The sequence below is a fragment of the Bartonella sp. AA81SXKL genome (genome assembly GCF_042196945.1).
Classification (GTDB): Bacteria; Pseudomonadota; Alphaproteobacteria; order Rhizobiales; family Rhizobiaceae; genus Bartonella.
On record NZ_JBHIRH010000002.1, the window covers coordinates 79,231 to 97,577 of the forward strand.

Sequence of the window (18,347 nt, forward strand, 5' to 3'; positions counted from 1 at the left end):
CATTAGCTTTTAGGGGAGCAATTATGATTACAAAGTATTTAGCCTCAACATCTCTATTTTCTTTAATTTCAATTTCTGTAGTACAGGCGTCGGATATCGTTATTCCTGAACAACCTGTTCCTGTTATTCCAGCGCCTGCTTTGTCTTGGACAGGATTTTATCTTGGAGGACAGATTGGTAACTTTTCAGGTAAAACAACTGCAAGTTATTTAAAACATGAGACAGGGATATGGAATCCAATTGGAAAGGAGAATTTACCTAAACTTTCTGGTTTTATCGGGGGAGTTTATGCGGGTTCCAATATTGATATCGATAATAGTTTTATTATAGGTGTTGATACAGATATTATGTGGTCTGGTAAAAAGGATTCTAAAGATGTCAATCTACCGAAAAAAAGTCCAACTGAAGAAACACCAAAACCTATAGAAGAAACAAGTCTAACAAGAGATTTGCAGGAGAATGATTCAACAAGGCGTATTAAAGCTGTACGTCATACTTTAAAACAAAAATGGGCTGGTGCTACACGGGTGAGAGTTGGTTTTGCGATTGAGCGTATGATGCCTTATATTTCCGGAGGGATTGCTTATACGCAGCTTCAGAATATTTTTGCGGCAGTAGCTGATAGCAAAAATGGAGAAGTTGATTTTTCTGATTGGTTGCATGATGAAAAAAAGACCATGATTGGTTATACCCTTGGAGGTGGTATTGATTTTGCAATGACTGATAATGTCATTGTGCGTGCAGAATATCGTTATTCAGATTTTGGCAAAAAGAAGTTCATACAGGATAAATTTGAAATGGGCTACAAAACAAATGATTTCCGCGTGGGTGTAGCTTATAAATTTTAATTTTTTGCAGAATAAAACACTTCAAAAGTCTCATTTTCGAATGAGGCTTTTATTTTTCAGGTATGTTCTAGTAAATATCCTTTACTCAAAAGGGCTACTATTTTATTCGAACAATACTTTGATTTATAAATATAAATTACTTTTTGTCATGTTGAGTGAGAGACCCGAGTGTCATAAGATTTTCTCATTTTAAACCTATACTATATTGAACCAATCAAAACCATGTCTTTTGCACGTCAAAAAGAGGGGGAGTTGTGAGATAAAAAACATTAAAGAAAGAATAAAAATGCTTCTTATGAACTATCTTAAGTGCTAAAGGCTGTTGCTACATTAGGGGGTGGCAAAGTATGAGATTTGATACTAGCTTGCTTTTCCATAAACGTGAAGATGGTGTTGCTAAATGGACTTATCATTACATCATTCATAGGTGCCGTCGGGAAATGGGTTTTGGTGCTTTAAAAGATGCTTTTTAAAACCAACATGTGAATTGGCAAGCTAATGGCATTTTATTTTATTTGAAAGATCTCTCATACAATCAACTTTTCTGTTTTGCGGTATCGTAAAATATTTTATTTAATAACAAAAAGATCGCAAAAAAATTCTAAAGCACGTAAAATTACATCCGCAATGTAACTCAATAATAAAATAATTATAAAGAGTATTATAAAGTGATTTATAGGAAAAAATAGAGAGAAAATTAGGAATTTATTGAGACATAAAAAACATTATTACCTATGTCTGTTATCGAAATATAATCTACTATTTTTTATAACTTTTTTAATGTACGATAATAAATGTCGAGTGAAATAGTAATGGATCATTTCAAATCTATTTACGATAAATCAATCAACATCATTTGTTTATGAATCACAAGTAGGTTGGGTTATTGAAATTATATACTTTAGTTATTATTTGGCTTTTTTAGGCATTGATTTTCAGGTATAGACGCTGAATGAGCTTCTCTATTATTCTATAAAATATCATCATTGTAATAATATAAGGATTTTACGCATTAGATGCTTTTGGAGGAGTGTATGATGAAATTCAAAGCAGGGTTTATGTGTAGAGCTTTGTGAAGTAAATCACATGCGCAATTAGCAGCTGGAACCCGTGAGACAAGAATCCGGATTATTTATAAATCAGATGTGGTAGAATTTTCGTTCTTTAGGGCGGGAAGGAAGAAAACCGATAAGTTTGTAAAAAGCTAGTCACATAAGTGGGGCAGCAGATGGAACTGTCTGAGAAAAATTGATCTATTGACAGAGAAGGTGAAACTTTGTCTTTTAAGGAGAAAAAGGGAAATAAGAATTATGATTTTCAAAGGAATATGAAATAAAAATATTTTCGTTTTTTGTTGTTTTGGCAACTATGAAGGTGTTTAAAGATTAATTGTTTCAGTACATGCAATCTCGTTTTGAAGATTGATAATGCTATAACGTTGTAATTGGCAATGCCATTGATTTTGTAAGCGTTCAATGGAAAATAAATTAAAGCCTGCGGGTGGTTTTTTATCACCAAAAGCTTGTGATGCGGAAGGAACACCAACAATAGGAATTTTTTTAATTGGTCCTTCAATGTAATTCAATGTGGGTAAATGAGTATGTCCGTGAAGAATAAGCTCACAACCGTGATATTTGATAACGTCTAGAAAACGTTTTATATCCCGTAGTTTTTTATGCCAAGACGTTGCCTTTGGAAAGGGGGGGTGGTGAATCATGACGACACGAAAAAGGTTGCGCTGTGCTGCTTCCTTTAAAAAGAGCGGTAAAGTTTGCGCTTGCATTTTACCAAAATAGCCAGAAGCTTGAAAAGGCAATGTCGCAATGGCTGAAGAAGCTGCTATGATGGCAACATCTTTGCGAATGCGCATATAAGGAAAGACGCTTTTTTGAGGGATGTCACCTGTAATCCAAGGTTTAAAAAGAGTGCATGCTTTTTGTAAAGCGCCGCGGACATAGGCATCGTGATTTCCAAATGTTAAAGAAATATCTTGAGGTTTTCCTAGGTTAAGTAGCCAACGATGAGCTTGTACAAATTCTTTATCGAGAGCAAGATTTACAAGATCACCAGAGATCACAAGGTGATCAGGTTTTTTTTTGTTCAAGGCATCTATTACAGTTTCTAGGACATCTGTTGCCATCTGACTCTTACGTTTTTTTTGCCAGTTCAGATAACCGGTAAGACGCTTCCCAGAAAGTTCAAAAAGGGAAGGTTGCGGGAGAGGGGAAAGATGTACATCCGATATATGGGCAAGATAAAACATAAAAGCTCGTAGAGGATTAAAAACGATTTAAAGAATAAACATAAGATAAGTTAGTGCTTAAAGGCAAGAAAGATTGTAAAATGAAAATTAGCTTGCAAAAAAGAACGTCTCAAGCGGAATGTTCCAAATAGAATATCCCTAATAAAATATCATTGTGTTGTAGATTCACATATTTGTAAAAAAACATTTCTCAATGCGTTTGAGCTAACTTCACGACGGTACTCGATATTATAATGGAAAGCTTCTGTGAACTATATAGGGCTTACTGTACACTACCATCTCTACACTTATACAAGGTGCAAATAAAAAACATCATACTATTTTCCCCCAATTTTATGAAAATCCTTGCTTTGCTTTAAGAGGATTCATAAGAGGTATTTCACTCTTTTCTTCAATGGTTTCTATCCATACAGCATCTCTTCTAATAATACGCAAGAGAATGTTTTTTATTGTTTTAATATGAGGATATTAGAAATAAGGAGAATTCCACTGTATTTTTAATTATAAATCAATACGTTATCTAATTACAAAAGACAAGTAGATACGTAAAAAGATAAGCTGAATTTTAAAACTATTATACGAAATCTCAGACTTTTTAACGGCCTTCATAATACCACATGCTGCTCAACAGTAAAAGGTAAGCAAGCAGTGCAAAAAAACCAGAAAATATCGAAAAATAAAAGGTATTGATTAAACGGGTTTCTGTTGCTTCTTTCAGAACAATTGAATGTGCTGGGGAAGAGGACGGACTTGTTTTTGATTGAATCAGCTTAAATGGAGGAAGATGAATGTTTTCTTTTCCTTCAGGGTGTAAACGTCCGATGTAGCCACCAGTGTGCTTAATAATGGGGGCTAGTTTTTCTTGTGTTGAAATCAAGTCAAACAACTCAAGATTATCGAGCATCCCTACAGAAGAAAGTATTGTTAAACCGCCATTTTTAATGGTAAAAATTCCTGTCTCATCAGTGGTCACAGTTGCAGTAAAAAGGCCTTCTTGCTCTTTGGTCAGAGTAATATTTTCTTTTTTTCCAGAGGGAAAGATTATTTCAGCGGGTTCTGGATGGTCTTTTAGAGTTTGGCGGCGAATTGTTAAATGATGATGGCTGCTGGTCGCACTTAATTTTTCTTCCTCAAGTTCTGGTTCTTTCATGAGCCAATGGGCAATACGACGATAAAGAGCAGCATAAGGACCACCGCCTTCGAAACCTCGTGCCCAAAGCCAACTTTCATCAGAGAGCAACATGCCTACACGTCCTTTATCAACATGCGAGAGAAGTAAAAGTGGTTGTTCATCGGCTCCTTTCATGAGGGCGATTCCGTTATTTATGTTTTGAATAGCAATTTGTCGCAACCACTGCCCCCATTGAGAAGCGGGAAGGTTAAGTGTTGCAAGACCCCTTGTGACAGGATGGCGCTCACCTTCTTTGGTTAATGTGGGGCGAAAAGGTTTTTCAATAATAGTTCCATTGGGCAATGCCGGTAAAATGCTTATTAAAGGTGTTTTCGCAAGTGAGTTTTTTTGGGTAAATTCAGGTCCTGTTACCATCAGCAATGCACCACCCTTTTGTACATATTGGGCGATATAATCATAGTAGATTAAGGGGAGAACAGTAGAGTGCTGGTAGCCATCAAGGATGATGAGATCAAAGTTATTAATTTCTTCAACAAAGAGTTTTCTTGTGGGAAAGACCACTAAGGATAATTGGCTTGAGGGCGTATTATCTGCTTTGGTGGGGGGACGCAAAATAGTAAAGTGAACAAGATCAATATTAGAGTCACCTTTCAAAAGGTCTCGCCATGTCCGTTCTCCATTATAAGGAGCACCTGAAATAAGAAGAACGCGTAAATTTTCTCTGATTCCTTCAATAATTGTTATGGCGCGGTTGTTTTTAAAGCTTAGTTCACCTTTGTGTGGATCAGTTATAACTTGGATAATATTTTTTTCAGCATGAGGAAGGCTAATTTCAGTTTGAAAAATCACGCCAGGAGTCACAGAATAATGGCCAATGTCTTGTCCATTGACGCTTAGTGTAATATTTGCTTTCTGTGGTATTGTTTTTTTGGCGGGGCCTTTATCTTCTACCAAAATGGAGAGCGTTTGTGGTTTGTTGACAAGGGCAAAGCGTGGAGGAGAAATAAACTTGATTTGGCGATCAAATTCATCTGAGTGCCCTGTAATCAGGGCATTGAGAGGTGCTTCATGATGAAGGTCTGATAGGTCAGGAATGTCATGCACTTGTCCATCGGTGATAAAAATGGTTCCTGCATAACGAGAGAGCGGTACATCAGATACTGCTTGTGTTAAAGCCTCAAACAAATTCGTTGAGGGCGCATACTGATTATCAGCAAGTTTTCCAGCTTCAATAAAGCGTGGTTCAAATTGTGGATAATGCGCCAATGCTTGAGTTAATTGCGCGCGCGCTTCATCACTGTCGTTTGTACGTGTTCCAAATGTTTGGCTTTTGCTGCGGTCAATAACAATTCCTACTGTGCTTTTCAGTGGTTCACGCTGTTCTTTTATGATCATTGGATTGAGCAAAGCAAGGATGAGGGCGCTTAATGCCATCAGACGAAATAAAGAACCTTGCCGTTGCGTAACAAGACCAACAACGACAAAAAGAATCGATATTCCACTTAAGAACAGAATCCAAATGAGTGGTAAAAAAGGCTGAAAAGTGAAAAATGATATCATTGCCTTCTTTCTCTTTTAAAGCGTTCCAAGAGTGCTGGAACATGAACTTGATCCGCTTTATAGTTTCCTGTAAGAACATAAAGGACAATATTTAAACCTGCACGAAATGCCCATAGACGTTGCATTGGATCATTGGGAACAAGGGGATATTTCCATGACCCTTTTTTATCGAGTGCCCAAGCACCAGCAAAGTTATTGGCAGTAATGAGAAGAGAACTTACATTATCGCCGCTGGCAAGGGAATTTTTATTTTTTTTGTTTGTTGATGAGGATTCAATCCATAAAGGTGAACCACGGTAGAGACCAGGAAAATCTGGCATAATATAAAAAGAACGTGCAACAACATGATCCGTTGATGCTGGCTCAATGGATGGAATATTTAACTCTTTTAAGATATCTCGTAATCTTTGCGTTTCTGGAGTAGCATCTCCTTCAAGATTAAGATTGCTCTTTATCTGATCGCGCGTGTCAAATAAAATTGTTCCCCCATGTTTCATAAAGTTATTTATTTTTTCAAGGCTTTTGGGGGTTGGTATAGGACTCTTAACATCAATTGGCCAGTAAATAAGAGGATAAAAAGAGAGTTCATCTTTATCGAGATCAAGTGCTGTAACAGAGCCGAGGGTAAGCATTGTGCGCTCTGCGATAAATTGACTTAATGCTTCTAGACCACTTTTACTCGTTGTATCAATTTCATGATTATTGGTTATAACATAGGCAAGATGTGTTGCACCAGCAGCTTGTACACTATCATATTGATTTTCTTTCGTTTGTGCATGAAGAGTTGGATCATATGAAAACAAGGCAATAAGACTTATAAAGGGGAGGAGAAACATATTACGCCGTTTCATGAAAGAAAAAATATCTCCTATCCATAAAATGAGAAAATTGTCAAAGGCGAATAATAAGATGGCTAATCCTAAAAGTGGGCCGATAAGATTTTTTTCTTTTGTATCGTAAGATAAAGGTTTTTTATTAAGAGAAGTTGGCAATGATGATTGTTTCATCAAGTGCGACGAATGAGTTAAGAGATTGAGTGCATAAAAATCGTTTTTGACACCATAAAGTCCTGGGGGAGTATGGTAGGAAGGATGGGGTGGATTTTGAGAGTCAAAGATCAAAGGAACAACATCAGAGGGTGGTACTTGTAATTGTCCGTCAACGGCTATAGTTCGCCAAGGGTTTTGTACCACTGTTCTTTTTTCTCTGTGTGTTAGGTTTGTGTTTTCGTTAGAACCTAATGTGATTAATTTTTGCAGCATTTGTGCAAAAAAGCCAGAAAGAGGAAGGTTAGACCATGTTGGGTCAGGAGCAACATGAATGAGAATGAGGGTTCCTTTACCACGTTTTGCTGCGGTAATAAGAGGAGTTCCATCCGAAAGGCTAAGCCACGTTTTTTCAAAAAGATCTGGGGTTGGTTCTGCGAGGATTTGGCGCGAGACAGTAACATCTCCTGGAAAGGGAAGACCAAAGAAAAAGCTATTTTTTGCAAAAGGGGCAAGCTTTTGTGGTTTTGTCCAAGACATAATACTTCCAAGGGAACGTTGACCTGGGCGTAGTGGTATCGGAAGAAGGTTATCGTAATGTTCTGCGCTACTGAGTTTTTCTCCTGCAAAGCGGATGAGTGTTCCCCCTTTATTCACAAAATCAGAAAGTTTTTTTTCTGCTTTTGGGGGTATGTTAACAATGTCACCCATAATCAAAACAGATGGATTTTGTTTAAGCAAATGATCAATATCCGTTGAAAGTTCTCTTCCACCGGCTGTTATAAGCTGTGTATGACCTTGTAAGGCTTTGATAATGTAATAAAATGGAGCAAGTAAAGGCTGTGCCATTTCATTGGTATCGGGTGAGAGAAGAGCAACACGGCTTATCCTGTTATGGCTGTCTACCAAGAAGGTTGCAGCAGCATGGTTTTGATTGTTTATTTTTATCCAAGCGATATCATTGCGTAGTTCAAGTGGTACATTAAAAGGAACAAGTGCTGTTGTTTCTCCTTCAGAGAAATTGTTCGTAAATTGTCCGAGAAGTTGATTATTTGAATCGTAAAGGCTGAGTATAGCGGGAGTGTTACTGTGTGTTGTTGAGCGGATAATACGCGCGCCCATGTTTCCATTGTTATTTTCTATGGATGTTATGCCGGTTAAATCGGAAATATCAGTCAAATACCACAAGAAGTTTCTAGGTTTTAATTCTTCAAGAAGAGCAAAAGCTTGCTCATCTTCATTTGTTTGTAATCCATCACTTAAATAAGCAATATCAAGAGGTTTTCCTTTGGTTATTTTGCTGAGTTTTTTGAAGGCATGCACGCGGTTGACAGGCCAAGGACGCGGTTGCAAATGCATTAAATGCTGTTTTATAATCTTGGCTGGTTGGGGCTCTATATTGGAGATATTATTTTCAGCCGTTGCAACAAGATAAATATTTTTTTGCTGTTTTTCTGCCTGTGCAAGGAGCATTTCAGCGATAGAGATGCGCTGTTTCCATTCTTTTACAGAAACCCAACCATTATCAATAATGAGTGCAAGGGGTTGAGACCCGGAAAAGCTTATTGGTTTTTGATTCCAAGTGGGGCGTGCTAGAGCTATGATAACAAGTGCCGCTATGGTTAAACGCAACAAGAGCAACCACCAAGGTGTATGTTTTGCTGTTTCTTGTTGATGAGTTGGTTTGGGTAAGAAGCGAAAAGGAGGAAAAAGCTCTTTACGCGGAGATGGAGGAGTTATCCGCAACAGCCACCAAATGACCGGTAGGAACAAAAGCCCTAGTAACAGAAAGGGAGCAGCAAAACTCAAAGTGCCCTCCTTTTTTGCAATGGAGAGTCGCTCATTGTATTTGCAAGATGAAAAATGGTCTCTGTTAAAGGTTGATCTGTTGTACTAACGTGATAAGACCATCCTTGGCGTGCGCAAAAATTTACCAATTCTTGTCGCCTTGCGTGATATAGTTTACAATAGTTCTTACGAAGATCTTCTGCTTTAGTGGAAACATGTTTCTCTTTCGTTTCAGGATCCAAAAATTCTGTGTGACCTGTGTAGGGAAAGCTTTCTTCTGCGGGATCAGAAATTTCAATTAAATGAGCTGTCACCTGTTTTGTAGTTAAAACGGTTAAATGTTGGATGATTTTTTCAGGATAGTCGAGAAAATCACTCATTATAATGACATGTGAAAAGCGTGTAATCGTTGAAAAATCCGGAAATAAATTTTCATCTGAATGATTTTCTAAAGCAAAGGCTATTCGTTCTACGACATTGGATGTCATTGTGGGGGACATTAAGTTGGGAATAGCAATATGTTCGCCACTGCGTGCAAGAAGGGATGCCAAGGTAAGGGTAAGAATAGTGGCATGATTACCTTTAGAGATTTTAGAAAAGCGCGAACAGTAATGCATTGATGCGCTCTGATCAGGACAAAGCCAAACGGTTTGTGTCGTTTGCCATTCGTGTTCACGGAGATACGTATTTTCATCACGCGCTGAGCGACGCCAATCAATGCGGGTAATGGATTCTCCTTCCATATAGGGACGAAATTGCCAAAAGTTTTCCCCATTACCGCTTTTACGTTGTCTATGCCACCCGGTGATCAATGTATTAGCGATATGACGCGCTTGTAAAAGGAAATATGGCATTTTGCCAGTATCCTTATGCAGTTCATTTGCCAGCGACAATGGAGGCTTTTGTAAAACTTTTTTGCCAAGAGCCATTCAAAGAGCATCTTTCACAAGGTTATTGATAATATCTTTTACGGTTATATCTTCAGCACGGGCAGAAAAATTAAGAGCCATGCGGTGTTGTAATACGGGATAGGCCAATGCTTCAACATCATCAAGTGAAGGAGCTAAGCGTCCATAATAAAGAGCACGGGCGCGAACACAAAGTGAAAGGGCTTGTGATGCCCGTGGACCAGGTCCCCAAGAAACATAAGTATTAGCAAGGCTATTGTCTTTATGAGGGCGAGATGAGCGGACAATTTTTAAAATAGCTTCGATCACACTTTCTGAAAGAGGCATTTTGCGAACGATATTTTGAATTTTTTGCAATTTTTTGCCGGATAAAATTGGTTTTGCATTTGATTTTTTTTCTTTTGTTGTTTCTAAAATAATCCGTCGCTCTGTTGTGAGGTCAGGATAGTCAATATCGATTTGCATCAAAAAGCGATCCAGTTGTGCTTCAGGAAGTGGATAGGTCCCTTCTTGTTCGAGAGGATTTTGCGTTGCAAGAACATGAAAAGGTTGTGGCAAATCATAACGGTTACCTGCAACAGTAACATGATATTCTTGCATAGCTTGTAAAAGGGCTGACTGTGTCCGTGGGGAAGCACGATTGATTTCATCGGCCATGAGAAGTTGCGTAAAAATAGGACCTTGAATGTATCGAAAAGAACGTTTACCGTCTTTATCGGAATCCATAATTTCAGAACCAATAATATCCGATGGCATTAAGTCAGGAGTGAATTGGATGCGTTTTTCATCAAGCCCTAAGACTGTTCCCAATGTTTCAACAAGACGTGTTTTTGCAAGTCCTGGAGCACCGACAAGAAGGGCGTGACCACCAGCGAAAATAGCGATTAAAGCATATTCGATTACCTGATTTTGCCCAAAAATAACTTTGTCAATTTCTTTTTGTAAAATATCCAATTCTTTGTGTGCCGTATCAATATCATCAATAATGACTTGAGCTTCATGATTGATATTGACCTTTTTTATAGAATTGGATGATGGATCATGTTGACTCATATTTCTTCCTTAAGGCGTTTGTCGCAAAAATGGTAATTTTCTCTGCATGATAATGGATATCTTATTGTTTGTAACAGAAAATGAGAAGAAATGAAGTATCATATGCCGTTTTTTTTCATATTCGTATAGAAGAGAAAAGTTTCTTTGGAAGAATAGACGTGCTTTATAAGGGATGTCTTAAAAAATTTGTTTTATGAAGAGAGTTTTTTAAAGCAATGAAGACAACTTTTTTGAAAGGTTAAAGGGTGAATATAAGACAGAACTTCAAACAGGTTGCGTGGTTACAACAAAGTGATATCCAAACACTTCTTCGTGTTTTGTCTGTGGAGGGGGAAGAGGCGCGTATTGTAGGGGGAGCAGTGCGCAATCAACTGCTAGGGCAGCCTATTAGTGATATTGATATTGCAACAACCTGTTTGCCGCAACAGGTTATTGCACGTGTAGAAGAAGCAGGATTTAAAGCTATTCCTACAGGGATTGCTTTTGGTACAATAACAGTAGTTGCTCATTCATGTTCTTATGAGGTTACAACGCTTCGCTGCGATATTGAAACAGATGGTCGTCATGCAAAAGTGGCATTTGGTCGTGATTGGAAAAAAGATGCTGAACGGCGAGATTTTACGATAAATGCGCTTTATTGTGATGCTGCTGGCAACCTTTATGATGATGTGGGAGGTTTGAGTGATATTGCTAGCCGAACAGTTCGTTTTATTGGGGTTGCAGAAGATCGTATTGGCGAAGATTATTTGCGTATTTTACGGTTTTTTCGCTTTTTTGCGTGGTATGGAGCAGGGCGACCTGATGTGCAAGGATTGAAGGCATGTGTTCGTTTAAAACACGGTTTAAAAAAACTTTCTTCTGAACGTATTTGGGCAGAAATGAAAAAGCTTCTTGCGGCGTTTGATCCAACGCGTGCTCTTTTATGGATGCGACAAAGCAGAATTTTGGCACTCATTTTTCCTGAAACAGAACGATGGGGCATTGATGCAATTCACGCATTGGTGAAGACAGAACAGGCTCTTAGTTGGAAAGTTGATCCATTGTTACGGCTAGAAAGCCTTCTTCCTCCTGATCCCATACGTCTTCATGAAATGGCACAGCGCTTGCGTTTTTCTCTTAAGGAAACAACGCGATTAAAAGAATGGGCAGAGTTAGAAATAATAAACCAAAACTGTTCTGATCATTTTGTGCAAAAACTGATTTATTTTCATGGACGACAGCCAGTTTTAGATCAATTATCGTTGTCTGTCGCTGCATCACATCTTGATCATCTGGAAAAAAGTGATGCTTTGCAAAAAGCAGAGGGTTATGTCAAGCTTTATCAATTTGCCCAAAAATGGCAAATTCCAACTTTTCCTATTAATGGTAACGATTTAATAAAGAAAGGTTTTACAAAAGGTGTACTTTTAGGAAAAAAGCTTAAAGAGCTAGAAATGATATGGATTGAAAGCGGATTTTTAATGGATCGTCATGCACTATTAGAAAAAATTGATTTATAATATTTCTGTTTATAAACTCACTGTTGTTTATATTTTTTAAGTCAACATATTAATTTATAATAATCATTATTTATGTGAAATAAGAGTTCACAATATTGTAAGGTTATTTCAAACCTGTTCATATTACATCAATCAAAGTTATTGCCTTACACGTCACAAGTGAGGAAAAATGATTACAGAGAGGAAAAATGTCTCTTATGAATCATCTCAAAGATAAGGATTCTCGAAAATGAGAACGAATAAAGAGAATAGTGGTAGCGGTTTGCACCTTGTATGACCATAAAGAGGGGGATGTTCACTGGATTTTTACTATGAGGAGTATTTAATCATTCATAGGTGGTGATATGAGGTGATATGAAATGGATGTGATGGGCACTAAGAAATGTTTATTTTACCAGCACTTAATTGTTGGAAAATGATAGGCATTATACGCTCTAACTGTTCTTTATATGTTGTATTATTGTTTTTCGTGATAATTTATGTTTTTATAGGTTACAGTTTCTTTCATGATAACCAATTTGGCGTAATGCTTCTCCTGTTGTTATGGCTACGCTCATGGCGAGATTTAGAGAGCGTGCCTGTGGTTGCATGGGAATTTTCAATGTGTAATCGGCCGCTTCATGAACATAATCGGGAACGCCAGCTGTTTCACGACCAAAAAGTAAAACATCATTTCTTTGATAGCATATCTGCGTATAGCATGTTTTTGCTTTTGTACTTAAAAGCAACAGGCGGCGTTTAAAGTGTTTCATGGAGCTTATAAAATGTTGCCAATCAATGTGTCGTTCTAAGGAAGCATATTCGAGATAATCCAATCCTGCGCGTTTGAGATTACGATCCGACAGATTAAAGCCTGCAGGTTCAATAATGTGCACATGTAAACCAAAGCAAGCGCTAAGACGTAAAATCGTTCCAGTATTACCAGCAATATCAGGTTGGAAAAGAGCTATATGAAGTGTCATGTTCTCTGTAATATGATTTTTCTTTCGACTTTGTAAAGAAGCACCACAATTTATTCGAAAAATATGCTTTGAGAAATACATGTTTTTTACGGTTCATTTTTATTCCCTTTAAATTTCAGGGAAAAAGTTATGTATACAGGTCTGTTTGGGATCAGAGAGAAGCTCCCTATTAGGGGCTTCATTTTATTGAGCAATCCATGAAATGAATTGGCTCATTATGTTGAAAAATGGGATATTTAATAAGGTTAGATCATCAATTTTAATTAAAATCAACAAAATATGCTTTTTATGCAAAAACAGAAGCGAAAAAAATACTCATGCAACCAGTTGGAATTGAGGGAGGGAGAGATGCTGTAAATGTGTTAAAGAAATAACCGATAAGCTCAACTTGTTTACTGAGATATGGTCATAACAAGACTATGTTTCTTTCTTTAGAAGTGTTTATTTACATGCTATCTCTGATTTTCACGGGCGGGGGAGTAATTTTGATTGATTAATATGAATAGGTTTGAAATGAAAAAACCTTACGGTGTTTAGGGATTTCATTCACTCCGTAAAACGATGAATTATCATTATAAAACAGTTTTTTGTATAAACCATACAAATGGCAGGAGTTTTTTACGGGGATGTTTTTATGGTTGAGGTAACGGAGTGATCAAGCATTGTATAATGGGAGAGGGTATGGTAAAAGAATGTTTTAGCAAAGTGTCTCTTTAAGTTAAGTCCATGGGTGAGCAAACGAGGCGGGATTTTCTGTTTTTGGTAACAGCTGTTGCAGGGGCAGTTGGAATGGGAGCGGTTGTGTGGCCTTTTATCCGTCAGTTGCGTCCAGATGAAGCTGTTTTGGCATCTTCCTCTGTTGAGGTTGATCTTTCTGGTATTGAAGAGGGGATGTCGGTAACGGTAAAATGGCGAGGACAGCCTGTTGTTATTCGAAATCGTACGGCAAAAGAAATTGCTGATGCGCGCGCTACTGAATTGAGACTTCTAAAAGATCGTCAAGCGCGCAATCCTAATCTTGAAGGTGAAAAGGAAGCAACAGATTTTGCGCGTTCAGCAGGTAAAGGACGTGAAAATTGGCTTATTGTTATTAATCTTTGTACGCATCTAGGCTGTGTAACACTTGGGCAATCGGGTAAATTTGGAGGATGGTTGTGTCCCTGTCATGGGTCTGTTTATGATACTGCTGGAAGAGTGCGGTCAGGTCCAGCTAACTATAATTTGACTATTCCACCTTACCAATTTCTTTCTGATACTTTGCTCAAAATAGGATAAAGTCATGATAAGGTTTCCTCCTTATTGTCCTAAAAGTGCTCTTGTCCGTTGGTTTGATAAGCGTTTTCCTCTTCCTCGTTTTTTTTATAATGCATTTGTGATTTTTCCTGTTCCACGTAATCTTAATTACTTTTACACATTTGGCGGTATTTTAACCATTATGCTTTTATCACAGCTCTTGACTGGTATTGTCTTGGCTATGCATTATGTTCCGGATATTCATTTGGCTTTTGAAACTAGTGAACGATTTCGGCGTGAAGGGCAGTTTGGTTGGCTTTTTCGTCCATGGCATTGTGTAGGCTCTTCGTTTTTTTTTATTGCTGTTTATATCCATTTGGCACGTGGACTTTATTATGGTTCTTATAAAAATATGCGAGAAATGGTATGGGTTACAGGTATTTTTATTTATATCATCATGATGGCAATAGCATTTTTTGGTTCTGTGCTTGTTTGGGGGATGATGTCTATTTCAGCGGCTTCAGTGATTGCAGGGCTTTTAAAAACGATACCTTTGGTGGGGATATGGTTGCATGAGACACTTCTGGGTGGTTATGTCGTAGGACAACCAACGTTGAATCGTTTTTATGTTTTCCATTATGTTTTATCATTTATTTTGCTTCTTTTTGTGGGGCTGCATATTTGGGCAATTCATTGTGTTGGGCAAGGCAATCCAACAGGTCTTGCTATACAATCAGATAAGGAAACAGTTCCATTTTCGCCTTATGCGCTTATCAAAGATATTTTTGCTATTACTGTTTTTCTCATCTTCTTTGCCTGGTTTTTGTTTTATATGCCCGATTATATGGGGCAGGCTGAAAATTATAGTGTGGCAGATCCTTTAAAGGCACCTCTTCGTGTGGTTCCAGAATGGTATTTTTTGCCTTTTTATGCGATGCTTCGTGCTATAACTTTTGATATTGGTATTTTCTCTTCAAACTTTGTTGGTTTTGTTTTATTCGTCAGTTCGATTTGCATTTTAATTTTTGTGCCATGGTTAGACCGCTCTAAAATATGTTCAGCAAGATATCGACCTGTTTATAAAATTTTCTTTTGGGCGTTGGTTATTGATATCGTTTTTCTTGGTTGGTTGGGGTCAAGAGAAATAAGTGACAAAATTCTTTTATGGACACAATTGGCTACGGTTTATTATTTTATATTTTTTTTGGTTATTTTGCCGATTTTGCCAGCGTTTGAAAAAAATTGTTCTCTTCCTTCTTCAATTATGCAAGATTTAAAACAGAAAAAAAAGAGACTATGGTAAATGTCTTTGTCGGGTTGGTTGTTATTGTTGCTATGAGTTTTTCTGCTCAGAGTTTAGCGAGTGATGCCTCTGATCAGGAAGAGGGATTTATTTCTTTTCCTTTACAGGTTCCTAAAAAACAAGAATGGAGTTTTTCAGGTCCATTTGGGCTTTATAATAAGGCGCAATTGAGGCGCGGATTAAAGGTTTATAGACAAGTTTGTTCCAGCTGCCATGGGCTAAAATATGTGGCTTTTCACAATTTAAAAGATCTTGGGTATGATCAAGAACAGATCAAAGCTTTGGCGGAGCAATATGAAGTGCGCGATGGTCCTAATCGAGAAGGAAAATTTTTTAAACGTGCTGGGATTGCAACGGATTATTTTCCTTCTCCCTTTTCACATGAAGAAGAAGCAAGATTTATTTTGAATAGTGCTTATCCTCCAGATTTGTCATTGATGGTACGTGCACGTGGGGTATCTTTGCCGTTTCCTGCTTTAATTACTGATGTATTGACTCATTATGATACAGCTGGTCCAGATTATATTACGGCTCTTTTAACAGGATATCAGAAGGCACCGAAGGAGATAAAAATTGCGAATGGTTATTGGTATAATCCTTATTTTATTGCCGGTAATTCTTTAACTATGGCTCCTCCTTTGAGTGATGGTATGGTTTCTTATGAAGATGGGACCCCAGAAATCATTGAACATTATGCGCGCGATGTTTCTGCTTTTTTGATGTGGGCTGCCGATCCTCATATGGAAATTCGTAAAAAAACCGGTTTTCGTGTTATTTTATTTTTAATCATTTTTGCAGGGTTTGTTTATATTTTAAAAAATCGTATTTGGTGTGGTTTAGAAGAAGAATTAGAGAAAGAAATAAAAGACGAAATAAAGAGAAAAGGGTAAAGCGACAAGGCTCAAAAGAGTATAGAGTATAAAGAGCATAAGGAACAAATCTTTTTATGATGCATTGAGGTTTTATAAAGTAAAAGCAAAGTAAAAATGGAGATGTTAAAATGAAAAAAATTGCATGTACTACTCTTATGTCAATTTTGATGGTTTCTAGTACTTATGCTCAGTCTTTTGAAGTGCCTTCAAAACCTGAAATGATCTCTTCGACGGGTATTGTACAGGTAGGGATAGATAAGTCTGTGCGTTATGTGACACCTTTAGCAACGGATTTTGTTGCTTCCAGTCTTATAGGCGCCAATGTATATAATATAGAAGATGAAAATATTGGTGAAGTAAAAGATATTATTTTACGTGAAAATAATATTGCAGGATTTGTTATTGCTGTTGGTGGTTTTCTTGGCATAGGCGAGAGTTATGTGGTCGTTTCTCCAGAAACAATCCAGATGACAAATGATTATGGTAAATGGAAACTCATTACAAATGCGACAAAAGATTCTTTAAAGAACGCTCCAACATTTAAATACGAAGGGCGTTGGACACGCTAATTTTATATTTCTATTCTTTAATGGATCAAGCTGTTGCTATCACAATCATATGCTAGCAACAGTTTTTTTGTTCTAAAAACTCTTGAGAATTTTTGCGACAAGATTCCAAGGAGCTATTACCAAAGTTTTCAAGATAAACTATTAAGACAGAGTGAAGATTTAAGTATTATGTTTAAATAACATGATATCGCCATCTTGCACAATGTATTCCTTTCCTTCATCGCGGGCTTTTCCTGCTTCCTTTGCACCGCTTTCTCCACCCAAAGCAATATAGTCATTATAGCTGATGGTTTGGGCACGAATGAAACCGCGCTCAAAATCTGAATGAATAACACCAGCTGCTTGGGGAGCTTTTGTACCACGCGTAATTGTCCATGCTCGTGTTTCCTTAGGCCCACAGGTGAAGTAAGTAATGAGATCAAGTAAATGGTAACCAGCGCGAATGAGGCGATTGAGACTCGGTTCAAAGAGTCCTAGAGCATTGAGATATTCTGATGCTTCAGCATCACTCAGTTGTGTAATTTCCGCTTCGATAGAAGCAGAGATGATAATGCTTTGCGCATTTTGCTCTGTTGCCATTTTTTCAACTGTTTGGGTAAAGCTATTTCCATGAGCGGCGTCATTTTCGCTTACATTACAAACATAAAGTACAGGCTTGGAGGTTAAAAGATTCAAACTCTTAAGAATGTGGTGTTCATCGGAAGAAATATCTTTGAGTAATAACCGGACAGGGTTTCCCTGTTGCAGTATGTTTAATGCTTTTTCCATAATAGGTAAAATTGTGAGAGCTTCTTTGTCTTTTCCGGTTGCTCGTTTACGGATTTGTATGATTCGTCTCTCAAGACTTTCAAGATCCGCAAGCATGAGTTCGGTTTCAACCGTTGTCGCATCACAAACAGGATCAATACGTCCTTCTACATGGGTAATATCTTCATTTTGAAAACAGCGTAAAACGTGGACAATGGCATCGACTTCGCGAATATTGGCTAAAAACTTGTTTCCTAAACCTTCACCTTTTGAAGCTCCTCGCACAAGCCCCGCAATATCGACGAAGTTAATGCGTGTAGGAATCATTTCTTTTGAACCAGCGATTGATGCAATTTTTTCCATTCGTAAATCTGGAACAGCAACTTCACCGGTATTGGGTTCAATGGTACAAAAAGGATAATTGGCAGCCTGTGCAGTGGCTGTTTTTGTTAATGCATTAAAAAGAGTTGATTTCCCGACATTAGGTAATCCGACAATACCGCATTTAAAGCCCATGAGAGTCTTTCTTTTCTATTGATTTTATGGTCAAGATAAAGCTTCCTTTTTATAGCATATTTTCAGAAGAGTTATAGTCCTTGTCTTGCGATAAGTGAGAAAAAAGTC

14 protein-coding genes are annotated in these 18,347 nt (G+C 37.6%); 7 read left to right on the plus strand and 7 right to left on the minus strand.

Features of this window, described 5'->3' with window-relative positions:
• Positions 1-23 precede the first annotated feature (23 nt).
• Positions 24-848 carry an outer membrane protein gene (locus tag ACFINZ_RS01605; RefSeq protein WP_375634241.1) on the plus strand — a complete coding sequence of 275 codons (825 nt, stop codon included), beginning with the start codon at positions 24-26 and terminating at the stop codon, positions 846-848.
• Positions 849-1,195: 347 nt separating this feature from the next.
• Entirely contained in the window at positions 1,196-1,321 is a 126-nt protein-coding gene (locus ACFINZ_RS01610; protein WP_375617587.1) for a hypothetical protein, read from the plus strand.
• A 905-nt stretch (positions 1,322-2,226) separates the two neighbouring features.
• Here ACFINZ_RS01610 and ACFINZ_RS01615 read toward each other — a convergent pair.
• The 5 genes from ACFINZ_RS01615 to ACFINZ_RS01635 form a co-directional block, all read right to left on the minus strand.
• Positions 2,227-3,111 carry a metallophosphoesterase family protein gene (locus ACFINZ_RS01615; RefSeq protein ID WP_375634238.1) on the minus strand — a complete coding sequence of 295 codons (885 nt, stop codon included), beginning with the start codon at positions 3,109-3,111 and terminating at the stop codon, positions 2,227-2,229.
• Positions 3,112-3,706: 595 nt separating this feature from the next.
• The gene (locus ACFINZ_RS01620) at positions 3,707-5,803 is read right to left on the minus strand and encodes a glutamine amidotransferase (protein WP_375634236.1); all 2,097 of its coding nucleotides are present in this window, start codon (positions 5,801-5,803) and stop codon (positions 3,707-3,709) included.
• Positions 5,800-8,598 carry a DUF4159 domain-containing protein gene (locus ACFINZ_RS01625; RefSeq protein ID WP_375634234.1) on the minus strand — a complete coding sequence of 933 codons (2,799 nt, stop codon included), beginning with the start codon at positions 8,596-8,598 and terminating at the stop codon, positions 5,800-5,802. Before ACFINZ_RS01625 ends, ACFINZ_RS01620 begins: the two co-directional genes overlap by 4 nt.
• On the minus strand, positions 8,595-9,506 hold the full coding sequence (locus ACFINZ_RS01630) for a DUF58 domain-containing protein (RefSeq protein ID WP_375617591.1): 912 nt from the start codon (positions 9,504-9,506) through the stop codon (positions 8,595-8,597). The genes ACFINZ_RS01625 and ACFINZ_RS01630 overlap by 4 nt, the downstream gene beginning before the upstream one ends.
• Positions 9,507-10,538, minus strand: coding sequence for an AAA family ATPase (locus ACFINZ_RS01635; RefSeq protein ID WP_375612988.1), 1,032 nt, complete (start codon positions 10,536-10,538; stop codon positions 9,507-9,509).
• 245 nt (positions 10,539-10,783) lie between these two features.
• On the opposite strand from ACFINZ_RS01635, the gene ACFINZ_RS01640 reads away from it, so the two are divergent.
• Positions 10,784-12,037, plus strand: a complete 1,254-nt coding sequence (locus tag ACFINZ_RS01640; protein WP_375684104.1) for a CCA tRNA nucleotidyltransferase — start codon at positions 10,784-10,786, stop codon at positions 12,035-12,037.
• A 485-nt stretch (positions 12,038-12,522) separates the two neighbouring features.
• On the opposite strand, the gene ACFINZ_RS01645 is transcribed toward ACFINZ_RS01640, so the two are convergent.
• Positions 12,523-12,999 carry a tRNA (cytidine(34)-2'-O)-methyltransferase gene (locus ACFINZ_RS01645; RefSeq protein ID WP_375634307.1) on the minus strand — a complete coding sequence of 159 codons (477 nt, stop codon included), beginning with the start codon at positions 12,997-12,999 and terminating at the stop codon, positions 12,523-12,525.
• 726 nt (positions 13,000-13,725) lie between these two features.
• On the opposite strand from ACFINZ_RS01645, the gene petA reads away from it, so the two are divergent.
• The 4 genes from petA (at position 13,726) to ACFINZ_RS01665 (ending at position 16,976) form a co-directional block, all read left to right on the plus strand.
• Positions 13,726-14,274, plus strand: a complete 549-nt coding sequence (gene petA, locus ACFINZ_RS01650) for a ubiquinol-cytochrome c reductase iron-sulfur subunit (protein WP_375620691.1) — start codon at positions 13,726-13,728, stop codon at positions 14,272-14,274.
• 4 nt (positions 14,275-14,278) lie between these two features.
• A complete protein-coding gene (locus tag ACFINZ_RS01655) occupies positions 14,279-15,535 on the plus strand; it encodes a cytochrome bc complex cytochrome b subunit (protein WP_375634226.1) in 1,257 nt (418 codons plus the stop codon).
• Positions 15,529-16,425 carry a cytochrome c1 gene (locus ACFINZ_RS01660; protein WP_375684103.1) on the plus strand — a complete coding sequence of 299 codons (897 nt, stop codon included), beginning with the start codon at positions 15,529-15,531 and terminating at the stop codon, positions 16,423-16,425. The genes ACFINZ_RS01655 and ACFINZ_RS01660 overlap by 7 nt, the downstream gene beginning before the upstream one ends.
• Positions 16,426-16,535: 110 nt before the next feature.
• Positions 16,536-16,976 carry a PRC-barrel domain-containing protein gene (locus ACFINZ_RS01665; protein WP_375611176.1) on the plus strand — a complete coding sequence of 147 codons (441 nt, stop codon included), beginning with the start codon at positions 16,536-16,538 and terminating at the stop codon, positions 16,974-16,976.
• A 159-nt stretch (positions 16,977-17,135) separates the two neighbouring features.
• On the opposite strand, the gene ychF is transcribed toward ACFINZ_RS01665, so the two are convergent.
• Complete coding sequence (gene ychF, locus ACFINZ_RS01670; RefSeq protein ID WP_375661796.1) at positions 17,136-18,239, minus strand: redox-regulated ATPase YchF; 1,104 nt, start codon at positions 18,237-18,239, stop codon at positions 17,136-17,138.
• Positions 18,240-18,347 lie beyond the last annotated feature (108 nt).